We start from the raw sequence: 17,244 nt of genomic DNA on the forward strand, positions 1-17,244 counted from the left end.
GGTTGCAGCCGGATCAGACCCGGCGGAAGATCAGGGCTCGCTTGACCTCTTGGATGGCCTTGGTGACCTCGATGCCTCGGGGGCAGGCCTCGGTGCAGTTGAAGGTGGTGCGGCAGCGCCAGACGCCTTCCTTGTCGTTCAGGATCTCCAGCCGCTGCTCGGTACCTTCGTCGCGGCTGTCGAAGATGAACCGGTGGGCGCCGACGATCGCCTGCGGGCCGAAGTACTGGCCGTCGGACCAGAAGACCGGGCAGGACGTCGTGCAGGCGGCGCAGAGGATGCACTTGGTGGTGTCGTCGAAGCGCTCCCGGTCGGACTGCGACTGGATCCGCTCGCGGCTCGGCTCGTGCCCGTCGGTGACCAGGAACGGCATGATGGAGCGGTACGCGTCGAAGAACGGCTCCATGTCGACGACCAGGTCCTTGAGCACCGGCAGGCCCTTGATCGGCTCGACGGTGATCTCCTTCTCCGGGTTCAGGTCCTTGATCAGCGTCTTGCAGGCCAGCCGGTTGCGGCCGTTGATCCGCATCGCGTCCGAGCCGCAGACGCCGTGCGCGCAGGACCGGCGGAACGTCAGCGTGCCGTCCTGCTCCCACTTGATCTTGTGCAGCGCGTCGAGCACCCGGTCGCCCGGCTGCAAGGTGACCGAGTAGGTCTTCCACTCGCTCTCGTCGAGCACCTCGGGGTTGTACCGAAGGATCTTGACCTTGACGTCCATCAGTACTTCCGCTCCATCGGCTTGTAACGGGTCTGTACGACCGGCTTGTAGTCCAGCCGGATGTTCACGTTGCCCTCGTCGTCGACCGACCGGTAGGCCATCGTGTGCCGCATGAAGTTCACGTCGTCACGCTTGTCGTAATCCTCGCGGAAGTGCCCGCCACGGGACTCCTTGCGGGCCAGCGCCGACACGACCAGTACCTCGGCCAGGTCGAGCAGGAAGCCCAGCTCGACGGCCTCCAGCAGATCGGTGTTGAACCGTTTGCCCTTGTCCTGCACGGAAACCTGGGCGAATCGTTGCTTCAGGCCCTCGATGTCGCTGAGCGCCTGCTTGAGCGAGCCCTCGGTCCGGTACACCTGCGCGTTGATGTCCATCGTGGCCTGCAGGTCGGTCCGGATCGCGGCCACCCGCTCGGTGCCGGTGGCATTGCGCATGCCCTCGATCAGGTCGACCACGAAGGCTTCAGGTGCCTGCGGCAACTCTTCGAAAACAGCTGTTTCGGCGTACTCCGCGGCCGCGATCCCCGCCCGCCGGCCGAACACGTTGATGTCCAGCAGCGAGTTGGTGCCGAGCCGGTTGGCGCCGTGGACCGAGACGCAGGCGACCTCGCCGGCGGCGTACAGGCCGGGGATGACGTCCTCGTTGGTGGCCAGCGCCTCGCCCTTGATGTTCGTCGGGATGCCGCCCATCGCGTAGTGCGCGGTCGGGAACACCGGGATCTGTTCGGTATAAGGCTCGACGCCCAGGTACGTCCGGGCGAACTCGGTGATGTCCGGCAGCTTGGCATCGATGTGCGCCGGCTCGAGGTGGGTCAGGTCGAGCATCACGTAGGCCTTGTCGGGCCCGCAGCCGCGGCCTTCCCGTACTTCGTTCGCCATCGCGCGGGCCACCATGTCGCGCGGCGCGAGGTCCTTCACCGTCGGCGCGTACCGCTCCATGAAGCGCTCGTTGTCGCTGTTCCGCAGGATTCCGCCCTCACCCCGAGCGGCCTCCGACAGCAGTACGCCGAGGCCGGCGAGGCCGGTCGGGTGGAACTGGAAGAACTCCATGTCCTCCAGCGGCAGCCCCTTGCGCCAGACGATGCCCATCCCGTCGCCGGTCAGCGTGTGCGCGTTCGACGTGGTCCGGAAGACCTTGCCGAAGCCGCCGGAGGCGAACACGATCGACTTGGCGCTGAAGATGTGCAGCTCGCCGGTGGCCAGCTCGTACGCGACCACGCCGGTCGCCTTGCCGGCCACCATCAGCAGGTCGAGCACGTAGAACTCGTTGAAGAACTCCACGTTCTGCTTGATGCACTGCTGGTACAGCGTCTGCAGGATCATGTGGCCGGTACGGTCCGCCGCGAAGCAGGAGCGCCGGACGACCGCCTCGCCGTGGTTGCGGGTGTGGCCGCCGAAGAAGCGCTGGTCGATCTTGCCCTCGGCCGTCCGGTTGAAGGGAAGGCCCATCTTCTCAAGGTCGAGTACCGCGTCGACGGCCTCGCGGCACATCACCTCGGCGGCGTCCTGGTCGACCAGGAAGTCACCGCCCTTGACGGTGTCGAAGGTGTGCCACTCCCAGTTGTCCTCCTCGACGTTGGCCAGCGCGGCGCACATGCCGCCCTGGGCCGCGCCGGTGTGCGACCGGGTCGGGTAGAGCTTGGTGAGCACCGCGGTCCGCGTGCGCTTGCTGGACTCCAGAGCGGCGCGCATACCCGCTCCGCCCGCGCCGACGATGACCACGTCGTACTGGTGGCGCTGCATAAGAAACTGTCCTTACTTGCAGACCGACAGCGTGGAGCTGGGGTCGAGGCAGGGATCGAAGGTGAAGATGACCAGGGTGCCGAGCACGACGATCACGATCGCCGCGGTGATCAGCAGCGCCTTGAGCCAGAACCTGGTCTGGTCCTTCTCGGCGTAGTCGTTGATGATCGTGCGCATCCCGTTGGTGCCGTGCAGCATCGCCAGCCACAGCATCAGCAGGTCCCAGACCTGCCACAGCGGGTTGGCCCACTTGCCGGCCACGAAGCCGAAGTCGAGCGCGGTGATCCCGCCGCCGAGCATCAGGTTGGTGAACAGGTGGCCGAGGACCAGCACCACCAGGGCGATGCCGGACAGCCGCATGAACAACCAGCTGTAGAGCTCGAAGTTGGTCTGGCCGGAACGGTTGCGGCCGCCGCCCTTGAGTGAGCGGGACCGGCTGGAGGAGCGCGGGGCTGCGATCTCGGACATGGTCACTCCCCGCCGAAGACGTGGCTCAGGTGCCGGATCACGAACGGCACGAACAACAGCACCCAGACCACGCCGACGCCGATCATCAGCTTGCGCTGGTGCCGCGGGCCCTTGGCCCAGAAGTCGATCAGGATCAGCCGGATGCCGTTGAAGGCGTGGAACAGGATGGCCCCGACCAGGCCGACCTCCATCAGGCCGACGATCGGGTTCTTGTAGGTGCCGATCACCTCGTTGTAGGCCTCGGGGGAGACCCGGACCAGCGCGGTGTCGAGCACGTGCACGAGGAGGAAGAAGAAGATCCCGACGCCGGTGATCCGATGCGCCACCCACGACCACATGCCCTCGTGGCCGCGGTACAGGGTGCCGACTGGCTTGCTGGGCAAACCGATCCTCCGATCGGACGACAGACCAGAGCCGGTACGCGCGGCGACTCCGGGGCGTCGGTTCAGCAAAGGGGCCGCGATCGGCTCGACCCGGCGGGAACCAGGCCGTTCTTGATGGTATCCCCGCCCCACCCCCGCACAGCCCCACTCCCGTGTGACATCGCTCTCGGAGAGCCTTTCCGGGCCTAGCGTGGGGTCAGCTGAGACGACGATGGAGGGGATGTCAGTGAGTTTCTGGATCTGTGAGACCTGTGCGGTCGAGCACTCCGAGCAGGTCGAGGTGTGTGCCATCTGCGCGGACGAGCGGCAGTGGGTACCGGCCGACGGGCAGCACTGGACCACGCTTGAGGCGCTGTCCGCCGCCGGGTACAAGGTGGAGGTCAAGGAGGTCGAGCCCGGTCTGCACGGGGTGACCTCGACGCCGAGCGCCGGGATCGGTCAGCAGTCGATGGTTGTCCAGACCGCTGAGGGCAACCTGCTGTGGGACCCGATCGGGTACCTCGACGACGAGGCCGTTGAGCAGGTGCGGGCACTGGGCGAGGTGAAGGCGATCATCGCGAGTCATCCGCACATGTACGGCGTACAGGTCGAGTGGAGCAAGCGGCTCGGCGGTGCGCCGGTGTATGTGTCGGAGGCCGACAAGCAGTGGGTGGCGCGGGACGACGAGGCGATCAAGACGTGGTCGGGCACGCTCGACCTGCTGCCGGGCGTGACGCTGATCCAGCCCGGCGGTCATTTCGCGGGCAGCGCGGTCGTGCACTGGGCGGAAGGGGCCGAGGGCAAGGGAGTGATCCTGGCCGGCGACACCATCTTCGCCAACCCGGACCGTACGTCGGTGAGCTTCATGCGCAGCTACCCGAACCGCATCCCGCTGTCCGGCGCCGTCGTCGACCGGGTCGCCAAAGCTTTGGACGTCTTCGAGTACGACCGGCTGTACGGCAACTTCGGGGCGTCCATCCCCGTCGATGCCCGGGCAGTCGTCCGGTTCTCGGCCGATCGCCACGCAGCCTGGGCGCGTGGCGACTACGACCATCTGACCTAAGCCGCTAGGCGTTTCAGCGCCAGACGCGTGTGCAGGTTGAGCATGTGCTGGATGCAGGAGTCCCAGTCGTAGAGCTCGGCCCGCTGACGGGCCGCAGCTCTACGGCCGGGGACCTTGGCCAGCTCCAGTACTGCGTCCGCAAGCGCTGCCGGCGTCGGGCGTCCCCAGCGGCCGCAGGTCTCGTCGACCAGCTCCCGCGCTCCACCAGTGTCGGCGGTGACTACCGGCGTACCGGCCGCCAGCGCCTCCAGTACTGCGAGCCCGAACGTCTCGCCCGGGCAGACCGAGAGCGCGATGTCCGCCTCGGCCAAGTGGCGGGCCAGCTTGACCCGGCCGTCGACGTACCCGTGGAAGGTGATCGGCGCGCGGCCGGCGATCGCGATCAACTCGTCGAGGTGCGGCCCGGAGCCGTAGACATCCATCCGCAGCTTCACACCCCGCTTGTGCAACTCGGCCGCGGTGGCGACCGCCAGGTGCGGACTCTTCTCGCGGGACAACCGCCCGGCGTGTACGAGCTTCAGTACGCCGTCGTCCGCAGGCGTGGCCAACGACGGGTGGAAGGTCTCCAGGTCGACGCCGAGCGGGATCCGGACGAGTGGCGTGGTGACCTCGTCGAACTCGGCCGCCGCGTAACGAGACGTCACCACGACAGCGTCGTACGTCCGGCTGAGCAGCCGATACAGCGCACCGACGCCCGCGGCGACACCCAGTTGGCGGCCGGTCCGCAACGACAGCATCGCGTCGAGACGCTCGTGGCTGAACAGCACCGAGCCGATCTCGTTCTTCCGCGCCCACCTTGCCACCGGCAACAAAGTGGACTTGTCGGAGATCTCGACGGTGGTCGGCCGGAAGCGCTCCAGCGTCTCGATCACCTTCCACGGGTCGGTGATGAGCCGGTAGCCGCCGCCGACCTTGGGCGCCTTCATCCGGACGATCGTGCCGACCTCGGTCTCGATCACGCTGTCCCGCTCGCCGGGCGTGATCAGGATCCGCTCGGCACCGGCCTCGCAGTACCCCTGGCCGAGATGCTCGATCGCGGTCCGCATCCCGCCCGAGGTCGGTCCGACGAAGTTGGCCAGCTGCGCGATCCGTAGATTCATGCGGCCCGCCGGGAGCGTGATCCGCGGGGCAGAGCCTGGGCAGCAGCCTCTTGCAGCACCTCGGCGTAGTGCTTGTTCACCAGGTCGTCAACCACAGCAGGCCAGGTCCTTGTCTGTACTCGTCGTTGCCCGGCATCCGCCATGGCTCGGCGCTGGATCGGGTCGTCCAGCATCTGCGCGACCGCCTGCCGCAGCGATCCGGGCTGACCGGGCTCGAACAGCAACCCCGTCACTCCCGGCCGGATCAGGTCGAGCGGCCCGCCGGCGGCCGGACCAACCGTCGCGACCCCGGAGGCCTGCGCCTCCTGGATGGTTTGGCAGAAGGTCTCGTGCTCACCGGTGTGCACGAAGACGTCCAGCCCGGCGAAGATCGAGGCCAGGTCGGTACCGCGGCGCATCCCCAGGAACGTTGCGTTGGGCAATGCATGCTCCAGACTCGCGCGGTCCGGCCCGTCGCCGACGATCACCAGCTGACAGTCCAGCCCGTCCAGCTCGGCCAGCCGCTTGACCTTCTTCTCCGCGGCCAGCCGGCCGACGTACCCGACGATCGGCTTGCCGTCCGGCGAGATCTCCCGGCGCCAGCGCTCGTCGCGGTTGGCCGGGTCGAACAGGTCGAGGTTCACCCCGCGGCCCCAGGTGTGCACGCGCGGTACCCCAGCCTGTACCAGCTGAGCGACCGACGCTGACGACGGCGCCAACGTGCGATCCGCCCGCGAGTGCACCCGCCGGATCCAGGCCGTGATCCCCCGATCCGCCTTCGCGAACCACGGATACTGCCGGGCGAACGCGGCCAGGTCGGTCTGGAAGATCGCCACCGTCGGCAGCCCGAGCCGGCGCGCGCTGCGCAGCCCGTACGCGCCGATGATGAAGGGGGACGCCAGGTGAACGAGGTCCGGCTTGAAGTCCGCCATCGCGCGTTCGATCGCCGGGTCGGGCAGCCCGACCGGGAACTCCTTGTAGCCGGGGATCCCGAAGCTGCGGGCCCGGATCACCCGGACGCCCTGGTACGTGTCGGGCCCGGGCCCGGCGGCGATGATCAGCAGCTGGTGCCCGTGGGCCAGCAGCCGATCGGCGACGTGGCGAGCTGTGTTCGCCACACCATTGATCTGCGGCAGGAAGGACTCGGCGACCATCACTATGCGCACACTGTGAGGTTCCCGACCCCGCATGAACCCTGGGCGACACTCCCGTGACACGGCGTGGATCGCCTGTCGACAACAAAGGGTGCTGGATCTCACCAGCCCGGTGCATACCAGTGGTGGGGTGGTTCGGCCTACGGTTGAGGGATGAGTCATCAGACCGAGTCGGGATGGGACTTCGAGGCGGTCTACGGGCCGGACAAGCTCGAAGGGTTCGACGCAGCGGAGAAGCTGGGCGCACCGGGGGAGTATCCGTTCACCCGGGGCGTCTATCCGACCATGTACACCCAACGGCCGTGGACGATGCGGCAGTACGCCGGGTTCGGCACCGCCGCCGAGTCGAACCAGCGGTACCACCAGCTGATCGACGCCGGCACGATGGGACTGTCGGTCGCCTTCGACCTGCCGACCCAGATGGGCTACGACTCCGACGCGGAGATCGCCTCCGGCGAGGTCGGCAAGGTCGGGGTGGCGATCGACTCGATCGACGACATGCGGGTGCTGTTCGACCGGATCCCGCTGGACCAGGTCTCCACCTCGATGACGATCAACGCGCCCGGCTCGGTGCTGTTGCTGCTCTACCAACTCGTCGCGGAGGAGCAGGGCGTCTCCGGCGACAAGCTCACCGGCACGATCCAGAACGACGTGCTGAAGGAGTACATCGCCCGCGGCACCTACATCTACCCGCCGAAGGAGTCGCTGCGGCTGATCAGCGACATCTTCGCGTACTGCCAGACCGAACTGCCGCGCTGGAACACGATCTCGATCTCCGGCTACCACATGGCCGAGGCCGGCGCGACGCCCGCGCAGGAGATCGCCTTCACGCTGGCCGACGGGATCGAGTACGTCCGGACGGCGGTCGCGGCCGGCCTCGACGTCGACACCTTCGCCCCGCGCCTGAGCTTCTTCTTCGTCTCCCGCACCACCCTGCTCGAGGAGGTCGCCAAGTTCCGCGCGGCCCGCCGGATCTGGGCGCAGGTGATGCGCGACGAGTTCGGCGCGAAGAACCCCAAGTCGCTGATGCTGCGCTTCCACACCCAGACCGCCGGGGTCCAGCTGACCGCACAACAGCCCGAGGTCAACCTGGTCCGGGTCGCGATCCAGGGCCTGGCCGCCGTGCTCGGTGGCACCCAGTCGCTGCACACCAACTCGTACGACGAAGCGATCGCGCTACCGACCGAGAAGGCGGCCCGGCTCGCGTTGCGCACCCAGCAGGTGCTCGCGTACGAGACCGACATCACCGCGACCGTCGATCCGTTCGCCGGCTCGTACGTCGTCGAGTCACTGACCGATGAGGTCGAGGCGGCTGCGCGCGAGCTGATGGACCAGGTCGAGGAGTTCGGCGGCGCGGTCGCGGCGATCGAGAAGGGCTTCCAGAAACAGGAGATCGAGCGGTCGGCGTACCGGATCGCGCAGGAGATCGACTCGGCCGAGCGGGTTGTCGTCGGGCTGAACAAGTACCGCGTGGCCGAGGAAGAGCCCTACGAGCCGCTCCGGGTGAACCCGCTGATCGAGGCGCAGCAGGTCGAGCGCCTCGCCAGGCTCCGCGTTGAACGCGATCAGGCAGCCGTCGACAAGGCCCTCACCGACCTCCAGAACGCTGCCCGAGGCAACGACAACTGCCTCTACCCGATGAAGGAAGCGCTCAAGGCCCGCGCGACGGTCGGCGAGGTCAGCAACGCCCTTCGCGCGGTCTGGGGCGTGTACGTCCCCGCCGACACCTTCTAGTCCAGCAGGGCAGCGGTAGTCAGTACGGCCGTTCCGAGGGCGATGGCGTCCTCGGAAGGGTCGAAGCCGGGCGTGTGGAGGTCCGCGGCGGTCTCGGTGCCGATCGGACGGACGCCGAGGCGGGCCATCGCGCCGGGCACATGTTCGAGGTACCAGGCGAAGTCCTCGCCACCCAGGCTCTGATCCGTCTGCGCGATCGCCCCGGATCCCATCGTCTGCTCGACGGCCGCGCGGAACACGTCGATCGCGACGGCATCGTTCATCACTGGCGGCACGCCATGGGTGACCTCGGTGTCCACCTCCACCCCGTACGGCGCGACGAGCTGCTCCGCGAGCGTCGGGATCAACTCGGCCGCGAGCCGCCATGCGTTGACGTCCAGGCAGCGCAGCGTGCCTTCCGCCTCACCACGCGACGGGATCGCGTTGGCGGCCGATCCCGAGGTGATCCGCCCCCACACGAGCGACATCCCAGCCCGAGGGTCGACCCGCCGCGACAGCGCAGCCGGCAACTCGGTGACGAGCGTGGCCAACGCGTACACGAGATCCGCGGTCAGATGAGGCCTCGACGTGTGTCCGCCCGGACCGGTCAGCCGGACGAGGATCCGGTCGGCGGCGGCCGTCAAAGCGCCGGTCCGCAAGCCGACCTGACCGACCTGCAGACGAGGATCGCAATGCAGGCCGAAGATCCGCCGTACGCCGTCCAGCCCGCCCGCCGCGATCACCCCGAGCGCACCGCCCGGCATGACCTCCTCAGCAGGCTGGAAGATCAGCCGGACCCGCCGATCCAGCAACCCATCGCGCGCCATCCCGGCGAGCACGAGCCCGGCGCCGAGCAGAGCAGCCGTATGGACGTCGTGCCCGCACGCGTGCGCCGTACCGTCGATGGTCGACCGCCAAGGCGCCTCCACCGCATCCGGCACCGCCAACGCGTCGATGTCGGCCCGCAGCGCCACGCAGGTGTCGCCGGAGCCGATGTCGCAGATCAGCCCGGTACCGGTCGGCAGCACGCGAGGCGAGAGCCCGGCCTCGGTGAGCCGGCGCGCGAGGAGCTCCGTCGTACGGACTTCGTGCCAGCCGAGTTCGGGGTGGGCGTGCAGGTCACGGCGTACCGCGACTGCCTCGTCCCGCACCTCGTCGACGCGGGCCTTCACGTCGGCAATACGCAGGCTGTGCGAAGTCGTCATCCCGCAATCCTCGCATCACCCACGCAGCCATCCGGCACTGCGTCGCAGCAACTCGACCCGTTCTGGGGCGTCGTACGAGCGCTCGTCATGGCCCAATGCGTCGTAAACAACTCGTCCGCCGCCGACCTCACGGGCCCACAGCAACGGGTGCGTCACACCCTCGTGGGTGTGCTCGTAGAGCGCCTCGATCCCATCGACGAGCAGGAGATCCGTGTACCGCTCGTCCTCCACCCAGAAGTCGCCCAGCCCGTCAGCGATCGGGTGCTTCACCTCAGTACGCCGGACCAGCGTGCGCTCCAACGGCGGATGGAACGTCTTGCCCTGTTCCCAGATCGCCCCGACCGTCTGATGCCAGCTCTGCAGCCCCGGGAACGCGATCGTCGAGCTGTGCACCGCGAGCAGCCCACCGCCCCTGGCCAGGAACCCCTCGACCAGCCGCCCGAACTGCTGGTCAGCCGGCGTCGGGCCCTCGCGATTCGCACTCGCGTTGACCACAAGCAGCGCGGCCCCTGCCAACTTGCTCGCCAGCTCGTCCGGCGTACTGACGAGGTCGGCACCGCCCAGGACCCCGGCCAGCCTGGCCGAAGTCTCCGGCAGCGGATGCCACGGGTCGCAAGGATGAAAGAAGTTTAGAGTTCAACTATATTAGGGTGACGCTCCGTGACAAGGCTGCGGCGGTCAGCAGAAGTTTCGTTGCAATGCCACTCCGGCCGGTCACTTTCCGGTATCGAGGCCCTTTTACCGTTCTACCAAGCCCGGACTCGCACCTATAGTCTGCGGATGCGGCACCTGGGAAGGTGTGCCGGTGACAGATCTTGGTCGACAAAGGAGACATCCGGTGAAGAAGTACGTGCGGGGACTGGCGATCGTGGGCGTGCTGACGCTCGCCGTCGCCGCTTGTGGCAGCAAGCCGGCTGAGAACACCGCCGGTGGGGGCGACGCCAACAAGGACTTCAAGGCCTGCATGGTCTCCGACTCGGGTGGGTTCGACGACAAGTCGTTCAACCAGACGTCGTACGAAGGTTTCCAGGCCGCCGTCAAGGCGAAGGGGCTGACCCCGGTCAAGGCCGAGTCGAAGTCGGACAACGACTACCCGACCAACATGACCGCGATGGTCGCCGCCAAGTGCAACGTGATCGTCGCCGTCGGCTTCAAGCTGGAGGACGCCACCGACAAGGCGGCCACGGCCAACCCGAGCATCAAGTTCGCGATCGTCGACTCGGCCCCGGCCAAGCCGATCGAGAACATCAAGCCGCTGGGCTTCAACACCGCCCAGTCCAGCTTCCAGGCCGGCTACCTGGCCGCCGGGATGTCCAAGAGCGGCAAGGTCGGCACCTTCGGTGGCGTCAAGATCCCGCCGGTGACCATCTTCATGGACGGTTTCGCCGAGGGCGTGCGCTACTACAACAAGCAGAAGTCGAAGAACGTCCAGGTGCTCGGCTGGGACGACGCCAAGCAGGCCGGTCTGTTCACCGGTGACTTCGAGGACAAGGCCAAGGGCAAGAACACCGGCCAGAACCTGATCACCCAGGGCGCCGACATCATCTTCCCGGTGGCCGGCCCGTCCGGTCTGGGCGGACTGCAGGCAGCTCAGGCGACCAACGGCAAGGTCAACGCCATCTGGGTCGACACCGACGGCTGCGTCAGCGCCGCGGAGTACTGCTCGGTGCTGATCTCCAGCGTCAAGAAGGGCATGGACGTCGCCGTCCAGGACGCGATCACCTCCGTCGTCGACAACAAGTTCGACAACAAGCAGTTCATCGGCACGCTGGAGAACGGCGGCACCGCGCTGGCGCCGTTCCACGACTTCGACAGCAAGGTTCCGGCCGAGCTGAAGACCGAGCTGGACCAGATCAAGGCTGACATCATCAGCGGCAAGATCGTGCTGGAGTCGAAGGCGCAGCCGAAGGCCTCCTGATCCCCAGCACGACTTAGTAGTACGGTGCGAGCCAGGAAAGCCGGCCCCCTCAGGGGCCGTCTTCCTGGCTCGCCGTCTGAATGCCGTAGTCATTTCGAAGGGGGCATGCCCGCATGCATCTAGAGCTCTCAGGTCTGACCAAGAGTTTCGGTTCCCTGGTCGCCAACGATCAGATCGACCTGGTGATCGAGCCGGGCGAGATCCACTGCCTGCTCGGTGAGAACGGGGCCGGCAAGTCGACCCTGATGAACATGCTCTACGGGCTGCTCCAGCCCGACTCCGGCGAGATCCTGATCGACGGCGAGAAGGTCGCGATCACCTCGCCGAGCGACGCGATCAACCACGGCATCGGGATGGTCCACCAGCACTTCATGCTGATCCCGGTCTTCACCGTCGCCGAGAACATCATGCTCGGCCGGGAGAACACCCGCGGTGGCGGCGTGCTGGACCGCAAGAAGGCCGACGCGCTGGTCACCGAGCTGTCCGAGCGGTACGGCTTCGAGGTCGACCCCGAGGCGCTGGTCGAGGACATCCCGGTCGGCGTCCAGCAGCGGGTGGAGATCATCAAGGCGCTCACCAACGACGCCAAGGTGCTGATCCTGGACGAGCCGACCGCGGTGCTCACCCCGGCCGAGATCGACGAGCTGATCACCGTGATGCGCCAGCTCAAGGAGAACGGCACCTCGATCGTCTTCATCACCCACAAGCTCAAAGAGGTCAAGGCGATCGCGGACAAGATCACCGTGATCCGCCGCGGCAAGGTGGTCGGCCAGGCCGATCCGGCCGAGACCGAGGAAGCGCTGGCCGAGATGATGGTCGGCCGCGCGGTCGACCTGGTGGTCGACAAGGAGCCCGCCCAACCAGGCGACGCCGTACTCCGGATCAGCGGCCTGACGGTGATCGACGAGCGCGGCTTCACCGCCGTCGACAACGTCGACCTCGAAGTCCGCAGCGGCGAGATCCTCGCGGTGGCCGGTGTCCAGGGCAACGGTCAGACCGAGCTCGCCGAGGCATTGCTCGGGCTGACCCCGATCGCGGCCGGCAGCATCTCGCTGGACGGCAAGGACCTCACCGGGGTCTCCACCCGGGAACGCCTCGACGCCGGCATCGGCTACGTCCCCGAGGACCGCGGCCACGACGGCTTCGTCGGCCCGTTCAGCGTCGCCGAGAACCTGGTCCTCGACCTGTTCCGGCAGGAGCCCTTCGGCAAGGGCCTGATGCTGCACACCGACGAGATCGAGAAGAACGCGACCGCGCGGATCGAGGAGTTCGACATCCGCACCCAGGGCGCCGACCAGCCCGTCTCGTCGCTGTCCGGCGGTAACCAGCAGAAGGTCGTACTGGCCCGGGAGCTGTCCCGGCCGCTGAAGCTGCTGGTCGCCTCGCAGCCCACCCGTGGTGTCGACGTCGGCTCGATCGAGTTCCTGCACACCCGGATCGTCGAGGAACGCGACCACGGCACCGCCGTACTGATCGTCTCCACCGAACTGGACGAGATCGCCGCCCTGTCCGACCGGGTCGCGGTGATGTACCGCGGCAAGGTGGTCGGCGTCGTCCCGTCCGACACGCCCCGCGACGAGCTCGGCCTGATGATGGCCGGCGCCTCCCGGACCGAGGCGCACGAAGTCGCGATCGAGAACCCCACGACGTTGGGAACCATCTAGATGAGTATCGACACAACTACCGAGCCGGCTCCGGTGCCGGCCGAGCCGCGGCCGGCGAAGCCGGCCCGCCGGCCGCTGCCGGGCTGGGCGGTCCAGAGCCTGGTCTCGCTGAGCGCGATCGTGCTGGCGCTGCTGGTCGGCGCCATCTTGATCGTCATCGGCGACGACGGTGTGAAGACCGCCGTCGGGTACTTCGGCGCCGCGCCGATGGACACCTTCTCGGCAGCCTTCAGTGCCGTCGGCAACTCGTACCAGGCGCTGGCCACCGGCGCGCTGGGCGGCATCGACCCGATCAGCGAGTCGTTGACCCAGGCAACCCCGCTGATCTGCGGCGGCCTGGCGGTCTCGCTGGCGTTCCGGACCGGGCTGTTCAACATCGGCGCCCAGGGCCAGCTGATCATCGGCGCGATCCTGGCCGGCCTGGTCGGCTTCGCCTGGCACCTGCCGCCCGGCATCCACCTGATCGCGGCGATCTTGGCCGGCCTGCTCGGCGGCGCGCTGTGGGGTGGCCTGGTCGGGTTACTCAAGGCCCGCACCGGCGCGCACGAGGTGATCGTCACGATCATGCTCAACTACGTCGCCATCTACCTGCTGCAGTGGTTGCTGACCACAACGACCTTCAAGCGGCCCGGCCGGGAGGACCCGATCAGCCCGGTCGTGGACGCGAACGCGCAGTACCCGCAGTTCGGTAGTACCCGGCTGCACTTGGGCTTCATCCTCGCGTTGCTCGCCGCCGGCTTCGTCTGGTGGCTGCTGAACCGCTCGACGGTCGGCTTCGAGCTGCGCGCCGTCGGCGCCAACGCCGACGCGTCCCGGACGGCGGGCATGTCGGTCGGCCGGGCGTACATCATCGCGATGGTGGTGGCCGGTGCGCTGGCCGGGCTCGCGGGCACCCAGCAGGTGCTCGGCACCGACCTGCCACTCACTGATGGCGTGGCAGCCTCGGTCGGCTTCGACGCCATCACCGTGGCGCTGCTCGGCCGCGGTACGCCGCTCGGCACGGTGCTGGCCGGTCTGCTCTTCGGCGCTCTCAACGCGGGCGGTCTGCAGATGCAGTTGCAGACCCAGACGCCGCTGACCCTGACCACCGTGCTGCAGGCTGTGATCGTGCTCTTCGTCGCCGCCCCGGCGCTGGTGCGCTCGATCTTCCGGTTCCTGCCGAAGGAACGCGGCATCGGAGCCGTCCTCGCGAAAGGCTGGAACGGATGAGTTCGACCGAGATCGACGACCGGCCGCAGGACTCGACCGCCGCTGTGGCGATCGAGGCGCCGGCCGAGCGGACCCGCCGGTTGCGGGTCGGTGGCCTGATGGTCGTCTTCGCCCTGATCGGGCTGGGGCTGGCGATCGGCACCAAGGGCGGCAAGGCCACCTTCCAGTTGGTGTCCGGCGATCTGGAGCACAACCTGGTCGGCGTACCGGCGCAACCGGTCGGCATCCTGCTCGGTGTGCTCGGGCTGCTGGCCGCCGTGGCGTACGTGATGCGCCGGGTGCCGACGAAGTACGCGGGCTGGCTGGCCGCGGTACTGGGTGTCGCCTTCATCGGTGCGTTCCTCTGCTGGGCCGCCGCGGGCAAGACCTTCCCGCTGGCCAACCAGTTCCAGGGCACGCTGAACTTCGCCACCCCGCTGGTCCTCGGCGCGCTGGCCGGTGTGCTGTGTGAGCGCGCGGGTGTCATCAACATCGCGATCGAGGGCCAGTTCCTGGTCGGCGCCTTCACGGCGGCTGTCGTCTCCAGTACTACGGGCAGCTCGGTCGCCGCGTTGATCGCGGCCGCCTTGACCGGCGTACTGATGGCCGCGCTGCTGGCCGTGTTCTCCATCAAGTACCTGGTGAACCAGGTGGTGCTCGGTGTCGTCCTGGTGGTCTTCGCCTCCGGCCTCACCGGCTACCTGTACGACCAGTTCCTGCAGGAGGACGCTGCCTCGCTGAACACGCCGCACGTGCTGTCCGCGGTGAAGATCCCGGTGCTCGGCGACATCCCGTTCTTCGGGCCGATCCTGTTCCACCAGACCGTGCTCGTCTACCTGACCTACATCGCGGTCGCCGTGGTCACCTTCGTCCTGTTCCAGACCCGCTGGGGCCTGCGGGTCCGCGCGGTCGGCGAGCACCCGAAGGCGGCCGACACGGTCGGCATCAAGGTCAAGCGGGTCCGGTACTCCGCGGTGCTCTGGGCCGGCATCCTGGCCGGCCTCGGCGGCGCGTTCTTCACCGTCGGGTACGCCGGATCGTTCAACAAGGACATGACCGCGGGCAACGGGTTCATCGCGCTGGCCGCGCTGATCATGGGCCGCTGGCATCCGATCGGCGCGATGGTCGCGGCGCTCTTCTTCGGCTTCGCCACCCAGCTCCAGTCCCAGCTGCAGATCATCCAGACCCCGATCCCCGGCGAATTGTTGCTGATGGCGCCGTACCTGGCCACGGTGATCGCCGTCGCCGGCCTGGTCGGCCGAGTGAGAGCACCCAAGGCGGACGGTGAGCCCTACGTCACCGAATGAGGTCGACTGGCCTGCGCTGCGCCTCGCGGCAGTGCAGGCCATGCGCCGCGCCTATGCGCCGTACTCGGGCTTCCCGGTCGGCGCCGCAGCACTGGTCGACGACGGACGAATCATTGCCGGATGCAACGTTGAGAACGCCTCCTACGGCCTCACTCTGTGTGCCGAGTGCGGTTTGGTCTCGGAGTTGCACCGCACCGGTGGCGGCCGGCTGATCGCGTTCACCTGCGTGGACCACAACGAGCAACTGCTCACGCCGTGCGGCCGCTGTCGTCAACTGCTGCACGAGCACGGCGGACCGACCCTGCTGGTCGAGTCCGCCACCGGTAGCCGCCCCCTGCGCGAGCTACTGCCCGACGCGTTCGGGCCGGAACGACTGGAGGAATAGTGTCTTTCGACGCGGTAGACGTCATCCGCACCAAGCGGGACAAGGGCGAGTTGAGCGACGGCCAGATCGACTGGGTGATCGACGCCTACACCAAGGGAACGGTCGCCGACGAGCAGATGTCCTCGCTGGCGATGGCCATCCTCCTGAACGGGATGAACCGCCGCGAGATCGCCCGCTGGACCGCAGCGATGATCGCCTCCGGTGAGCGGATGGACTTCGCCAAGCTGTCCCGGCCGACCGCGGACAAGCACTCCACCGGTGGAGTCGGCGACAAGATCACGTTGCCGCTGGCCCCTTTGGTAGCGGCGTGCGGCGTCGCAGTACCGCAGCTGTCCGGCCGAGGCCTCGGCCACACCGGCGGTACGTTGGACAAGCTCGAGTCGATCCCCGGCTGGCGGGCCGCTCTCTCCAATGACGAGATGATGCGCCAACTCGAGGACGTCGGCGCGGTCATCTGCGCCGCAGGCGACGGCCTGGCCCCCGCCGACAAGAAGCTCTACGCCCTGCGCGACGTCACCGGCACGGTCGAGGCGATCCCGCTGATCGCCAGCTCCATCATGAGTAAGAAGATCGCCGAAGGTACCGGCGCCCTCGTCCTGGACGTGAAGGTCGGCACCGGCGCCTTCATGAAGGACCTGGCCGACGCCCGGGAACTGGCCTCCACCATGGTTGCCCTGGGCACTGATGCCGGAGTGAAGACCGTTGCCCTGCTCACCGACATGTCGACGCCTCTCGGCCTGACCGCCGGAAACGCCTTGGAGGTCAGAGAATCCGTCGAGGTCCTCGCCGGCGGCGGCCCCGCTGACGTCATCGAACTGACTGTCGCTCTGGCAGTCGAAATGCTCGCAGCCGCAGGCGTCACCGACGTCGACCCCGCCGAGAAGCTCCGCGACGGCACCGCCATGGACGCCTGGCGCCGAATGATCGAAGCCCAAGGCGGCGACGCCGACGCGGCTCTCCCCATCGCCCCCGAACAACACGTAGTCAAGGCAACGACCTCCGGCGTCCTCTCCCGCCTGGACGCGCTGTCCGTCGGCGTAGCCGCCTGGCGCCTCGGCGCCGGTCGCGCCCGCAAGGAAGACCCGGTGTCGGCAGTCGCCGGCGTGGAGCTGCACGCCAAGCCAGGCGACCAGGTCACCGAGGGCCAGCCCCTCCTCACCTTGCACGCCGACGATTCAACCCGCTTCGAGCGCGCCCTGGAGTCCCTGACCGACGCGGTCACGATCGCCGACTCCTACACCCCGACCCCGTTGGTGATCGACCGCATCACCGCCTGAC

16 protein-coding genes are annotated in these 17,244 nt (G+C 67.9%); 8 read left to right on the forward strand and 8 right to left on the reverse strand.

Features of this window, described 5'->3' with window-relative positions; translation table 11 throughout:
* Nucleotides 1-13: 13 nt before the first annotated feature.
* Genes OHA70_RS18920 through sdhC form a run of 4 tightly spaced genes read right to left on the reverse strand, consistent with a single transcriptional unit; the run spans nt 14 to nt 3,311 of the window.
* Nucleotides 14-718, reverse strand: coding sequence for a succinate dehydrogenase iron-sulfur subunit (locus tag OHA70_RS18920; RefSeq protein ID WP_328334353.1), 705 nt, complete (start codon nt 716-718; stop codon nt 14-16).
* Nucleotides 718-2,460: a succinate dehydrogenase flavoprotein subunit gene (sdhA, locus tag OHA70_RS18925; protein ID WP_328334355.1), complete on the reverse strand. Its 1,743-nt coding sequence runs from the start codon at nt 2,458-2,460 to the stop codon at nt 718-720. The genes OHA70_RS18920 and sdhA overlap by 1 nt, the downstream gene beginning before the upstream one ends.
* A 12-nt stretch (nt 2,461-2,472) precedes the next feature.
* Nucleotides 2,473-2,928 (reverse strand): succinate dehydrogenase hydrophobic membrane anchor subunit, encoded by a 456-nt coding sequence (locus OHA70_RS18930; protein ID WP_328334357.1) that lies wholly within the window; start codon nt 2,926-2,928, stop codon nt 2,473-2,475.
* Between the two features lie 2 nt (nt 2,929-2,930).
* Entirely contained in the window at nt 2,931-3,311 is a 381-nt protein-coding gene (sdhC, locus tag OHA70_RS18935) for a succinate dehydrogenase, cytochrome b556 subunit (RefSeq protein ID WP_328334359.1), read from the reverse strand.
* Between the two features lie 220 nt (nt 3,312-3,531).
* Here sdhC and OHA70_RS18940 point away from each other — a divergent pair, with 220 nt between their 5' ends.
* Nucleotides 3,532-4,353 (forward strand): MBL fold metallo-hydrolase, encoded by an 822-nt coding sequence (locus OHA70_RS18940; RefSeq protein WP_328334361.1) that lies wholly within the window; start codon nt 3,532-3,534, stop codon nt 4,351-4,353.
* Here the strand turns inward: OHA70_RS18940 and OHA70_RS18945 are convergent.
* Entirely contained in the window at nt 4,350-5,453 is a 1,104-nt protein-coding gene (locus OHA70_RS18945) for a glycosyltransferase (RefSeq protein WP_328334363.1), read from the reverse strand. The genes OHA70_RS18940 and OHA70_RS18945 overlap by 4 nt on opposite strands.
* Complete coding sequence (locus OHA70_RS18950; RefSeq protein WP_328334365.1) at nt 5,450-6,598, reverse strand: glycosyltransferase family 4 protein; 1,149 nt, start codon at nt 6,596-6,598, stop codon at nt 5,450-5,452. Before OHA70_RS18950 ends, OHA70_RS18945 begins: the two co-directional genes overlap by 4 nt.
* Before the next feature lie 141 nt (nt 6,599-6,739).
* Here OHA70_RS18950 and OHA70_RS18955 point away from each other — a divergent pair, with 141 nt between their 5' ends.
* Nucleotides 6,740-8,320 carry an acyl-CoA mutase large subunit family protein gene (locus OHA70_RS18955; protein WP_328334367.1) on the forward strand — a complete coding sequence of 527 codons (1,581 nt, stop codon included), beginning with the start codon at nt 6,740-6,742 and terminating at the stop codon, nt 8,318-8,320.
* Here OHA70_RS18955 and OHA70_RS18960 read toward each other — a convergent pair.
* Together OHA70_RS18960 and OHA70_RS18965 are read right to left on the reverse strand one after the other, a co-directional pair.
* The gene (locus OHA70_RS18960; protein ID WP_328334369.1) at nt 8,317-9,504 is read right to left on the reverse strand and encodes an amidohydrolase; all 1,188 of its coding nucleotides are present in this window, start codon (nt 9,502-9,504) and stop codon (nt 8,317-8,319) included. The two genes, OHA70_RS18955 and OHA70_RS18960, sit on opposite strands and share 4 nt — an antisense overlap.
* 15 nt (nt 9,505-9,519) lie before the next feature.
* The gene (locus OHA70_RS18965; RefSeq protein WP_328334371.1) at nt 9,520-10,020 is read right to left on the reverse strand and encodes a ThuA domain-containing protein; all 501 of its coding nucleotides are present in this window, start codon (nt 10,018-10,020) and stop codon (nt 9,520-9,522) included.
* Nucleotides 10,021-10,342: 322 nt separating this feature from the next.
* Here OHA70_RS18965 and OHA70_RS18970 point away from each other — a divergent pair, with 322 nt between their 5' ends.
* From OHA70_RS18970 to OHA70_RS18995, 6 genes are all read left to right on the forward strand, one after another.
* Nucleotides 10,343-11,422, forward strand: coding sequence for a BMP family lipoprotein (locus OHA70_RS18970; protein WP_328334373.1), 1,080 nt, complete (start codon nt 10,343-10,345; stop codon nt 11,420-11,422).
* A 113-nt stretch (nt 11,423-11,535) separates the two neighbouring features.
* Nucleotides 11,536-13,086, forward strand: a complete 1,551-nt coding sequence (locus OHA70_RS18975; protein ID WP_328334375.1) for an ABC transporter ATP-binding protein — start codon at nt 11,536-11,538, stop codon at nt 13,084-13,086.
* Complete coding sequence (locus OHA70_RS18980) at nt 13,087-14,295, forward strand: ABC transporter permease (RefSeq protein WP_328334377.1); 1,209 nt, start codon at nt 13,087-13,089, stop codon at nt 14,293-14,295.
* Nucleotides 14,292-15,581 (forward strand): ABC transporter permease, encoded by a 1,290-nt coding sequence (locus OHA70_RS18985; RefSeq protein ID WP_328334379.1) that lies wholly within the window; start codon nt 14,292-14,294, stop codon nt 15,579-15,581. Before OHA70_RS18980 ends, OHA70_RS18985 begins: the two co-directional genes overlap by 4 nt.
* Nucleotides 15,559-15,966 (forward strand): cytidine deaminase, encoded by a 408-nt coding sequence (locus tag OHA70_RS18990; RefSeq protein WP_328334381.1) that lies wholly within the window; start codon nt 15,559-15,561, stop codon nt 15,964-15,966. The genes OHA70_RS18985 and OHA70_RS18990 overlap by 23 nt, the downstream gene beginning before the upstream one ends.
* The gene (locus OHA70_RS18995; RefSeq protein WP_328335159.1) at nt 15,963-17,243 is read left to right on the forward strand and encodes a thymidine phosphorylase; all 1,281 of its coding nucleotides are present in this window, start codon (nt 15,963-15,965) and stop codon (nt 17,241-17,243) included. The genes OHA70_RS18990 and OHA70_RS18995 overlap by 4 nt, the downstream gene beginning before the upstream one ends.
* Nucleotide 17,244 lies beyond the last annotated feature (1 nt).

This window comes from Kribbella sp. NBC_00382 (genome assembly GCF_036067295.1).
In the GTDB taxonomy this organism is placed as follows: domain Bacteria; phylum Actinomycetota; class Actinomycetes; order Propionibacteriales; family Kribbellaceae; genus Kribbella.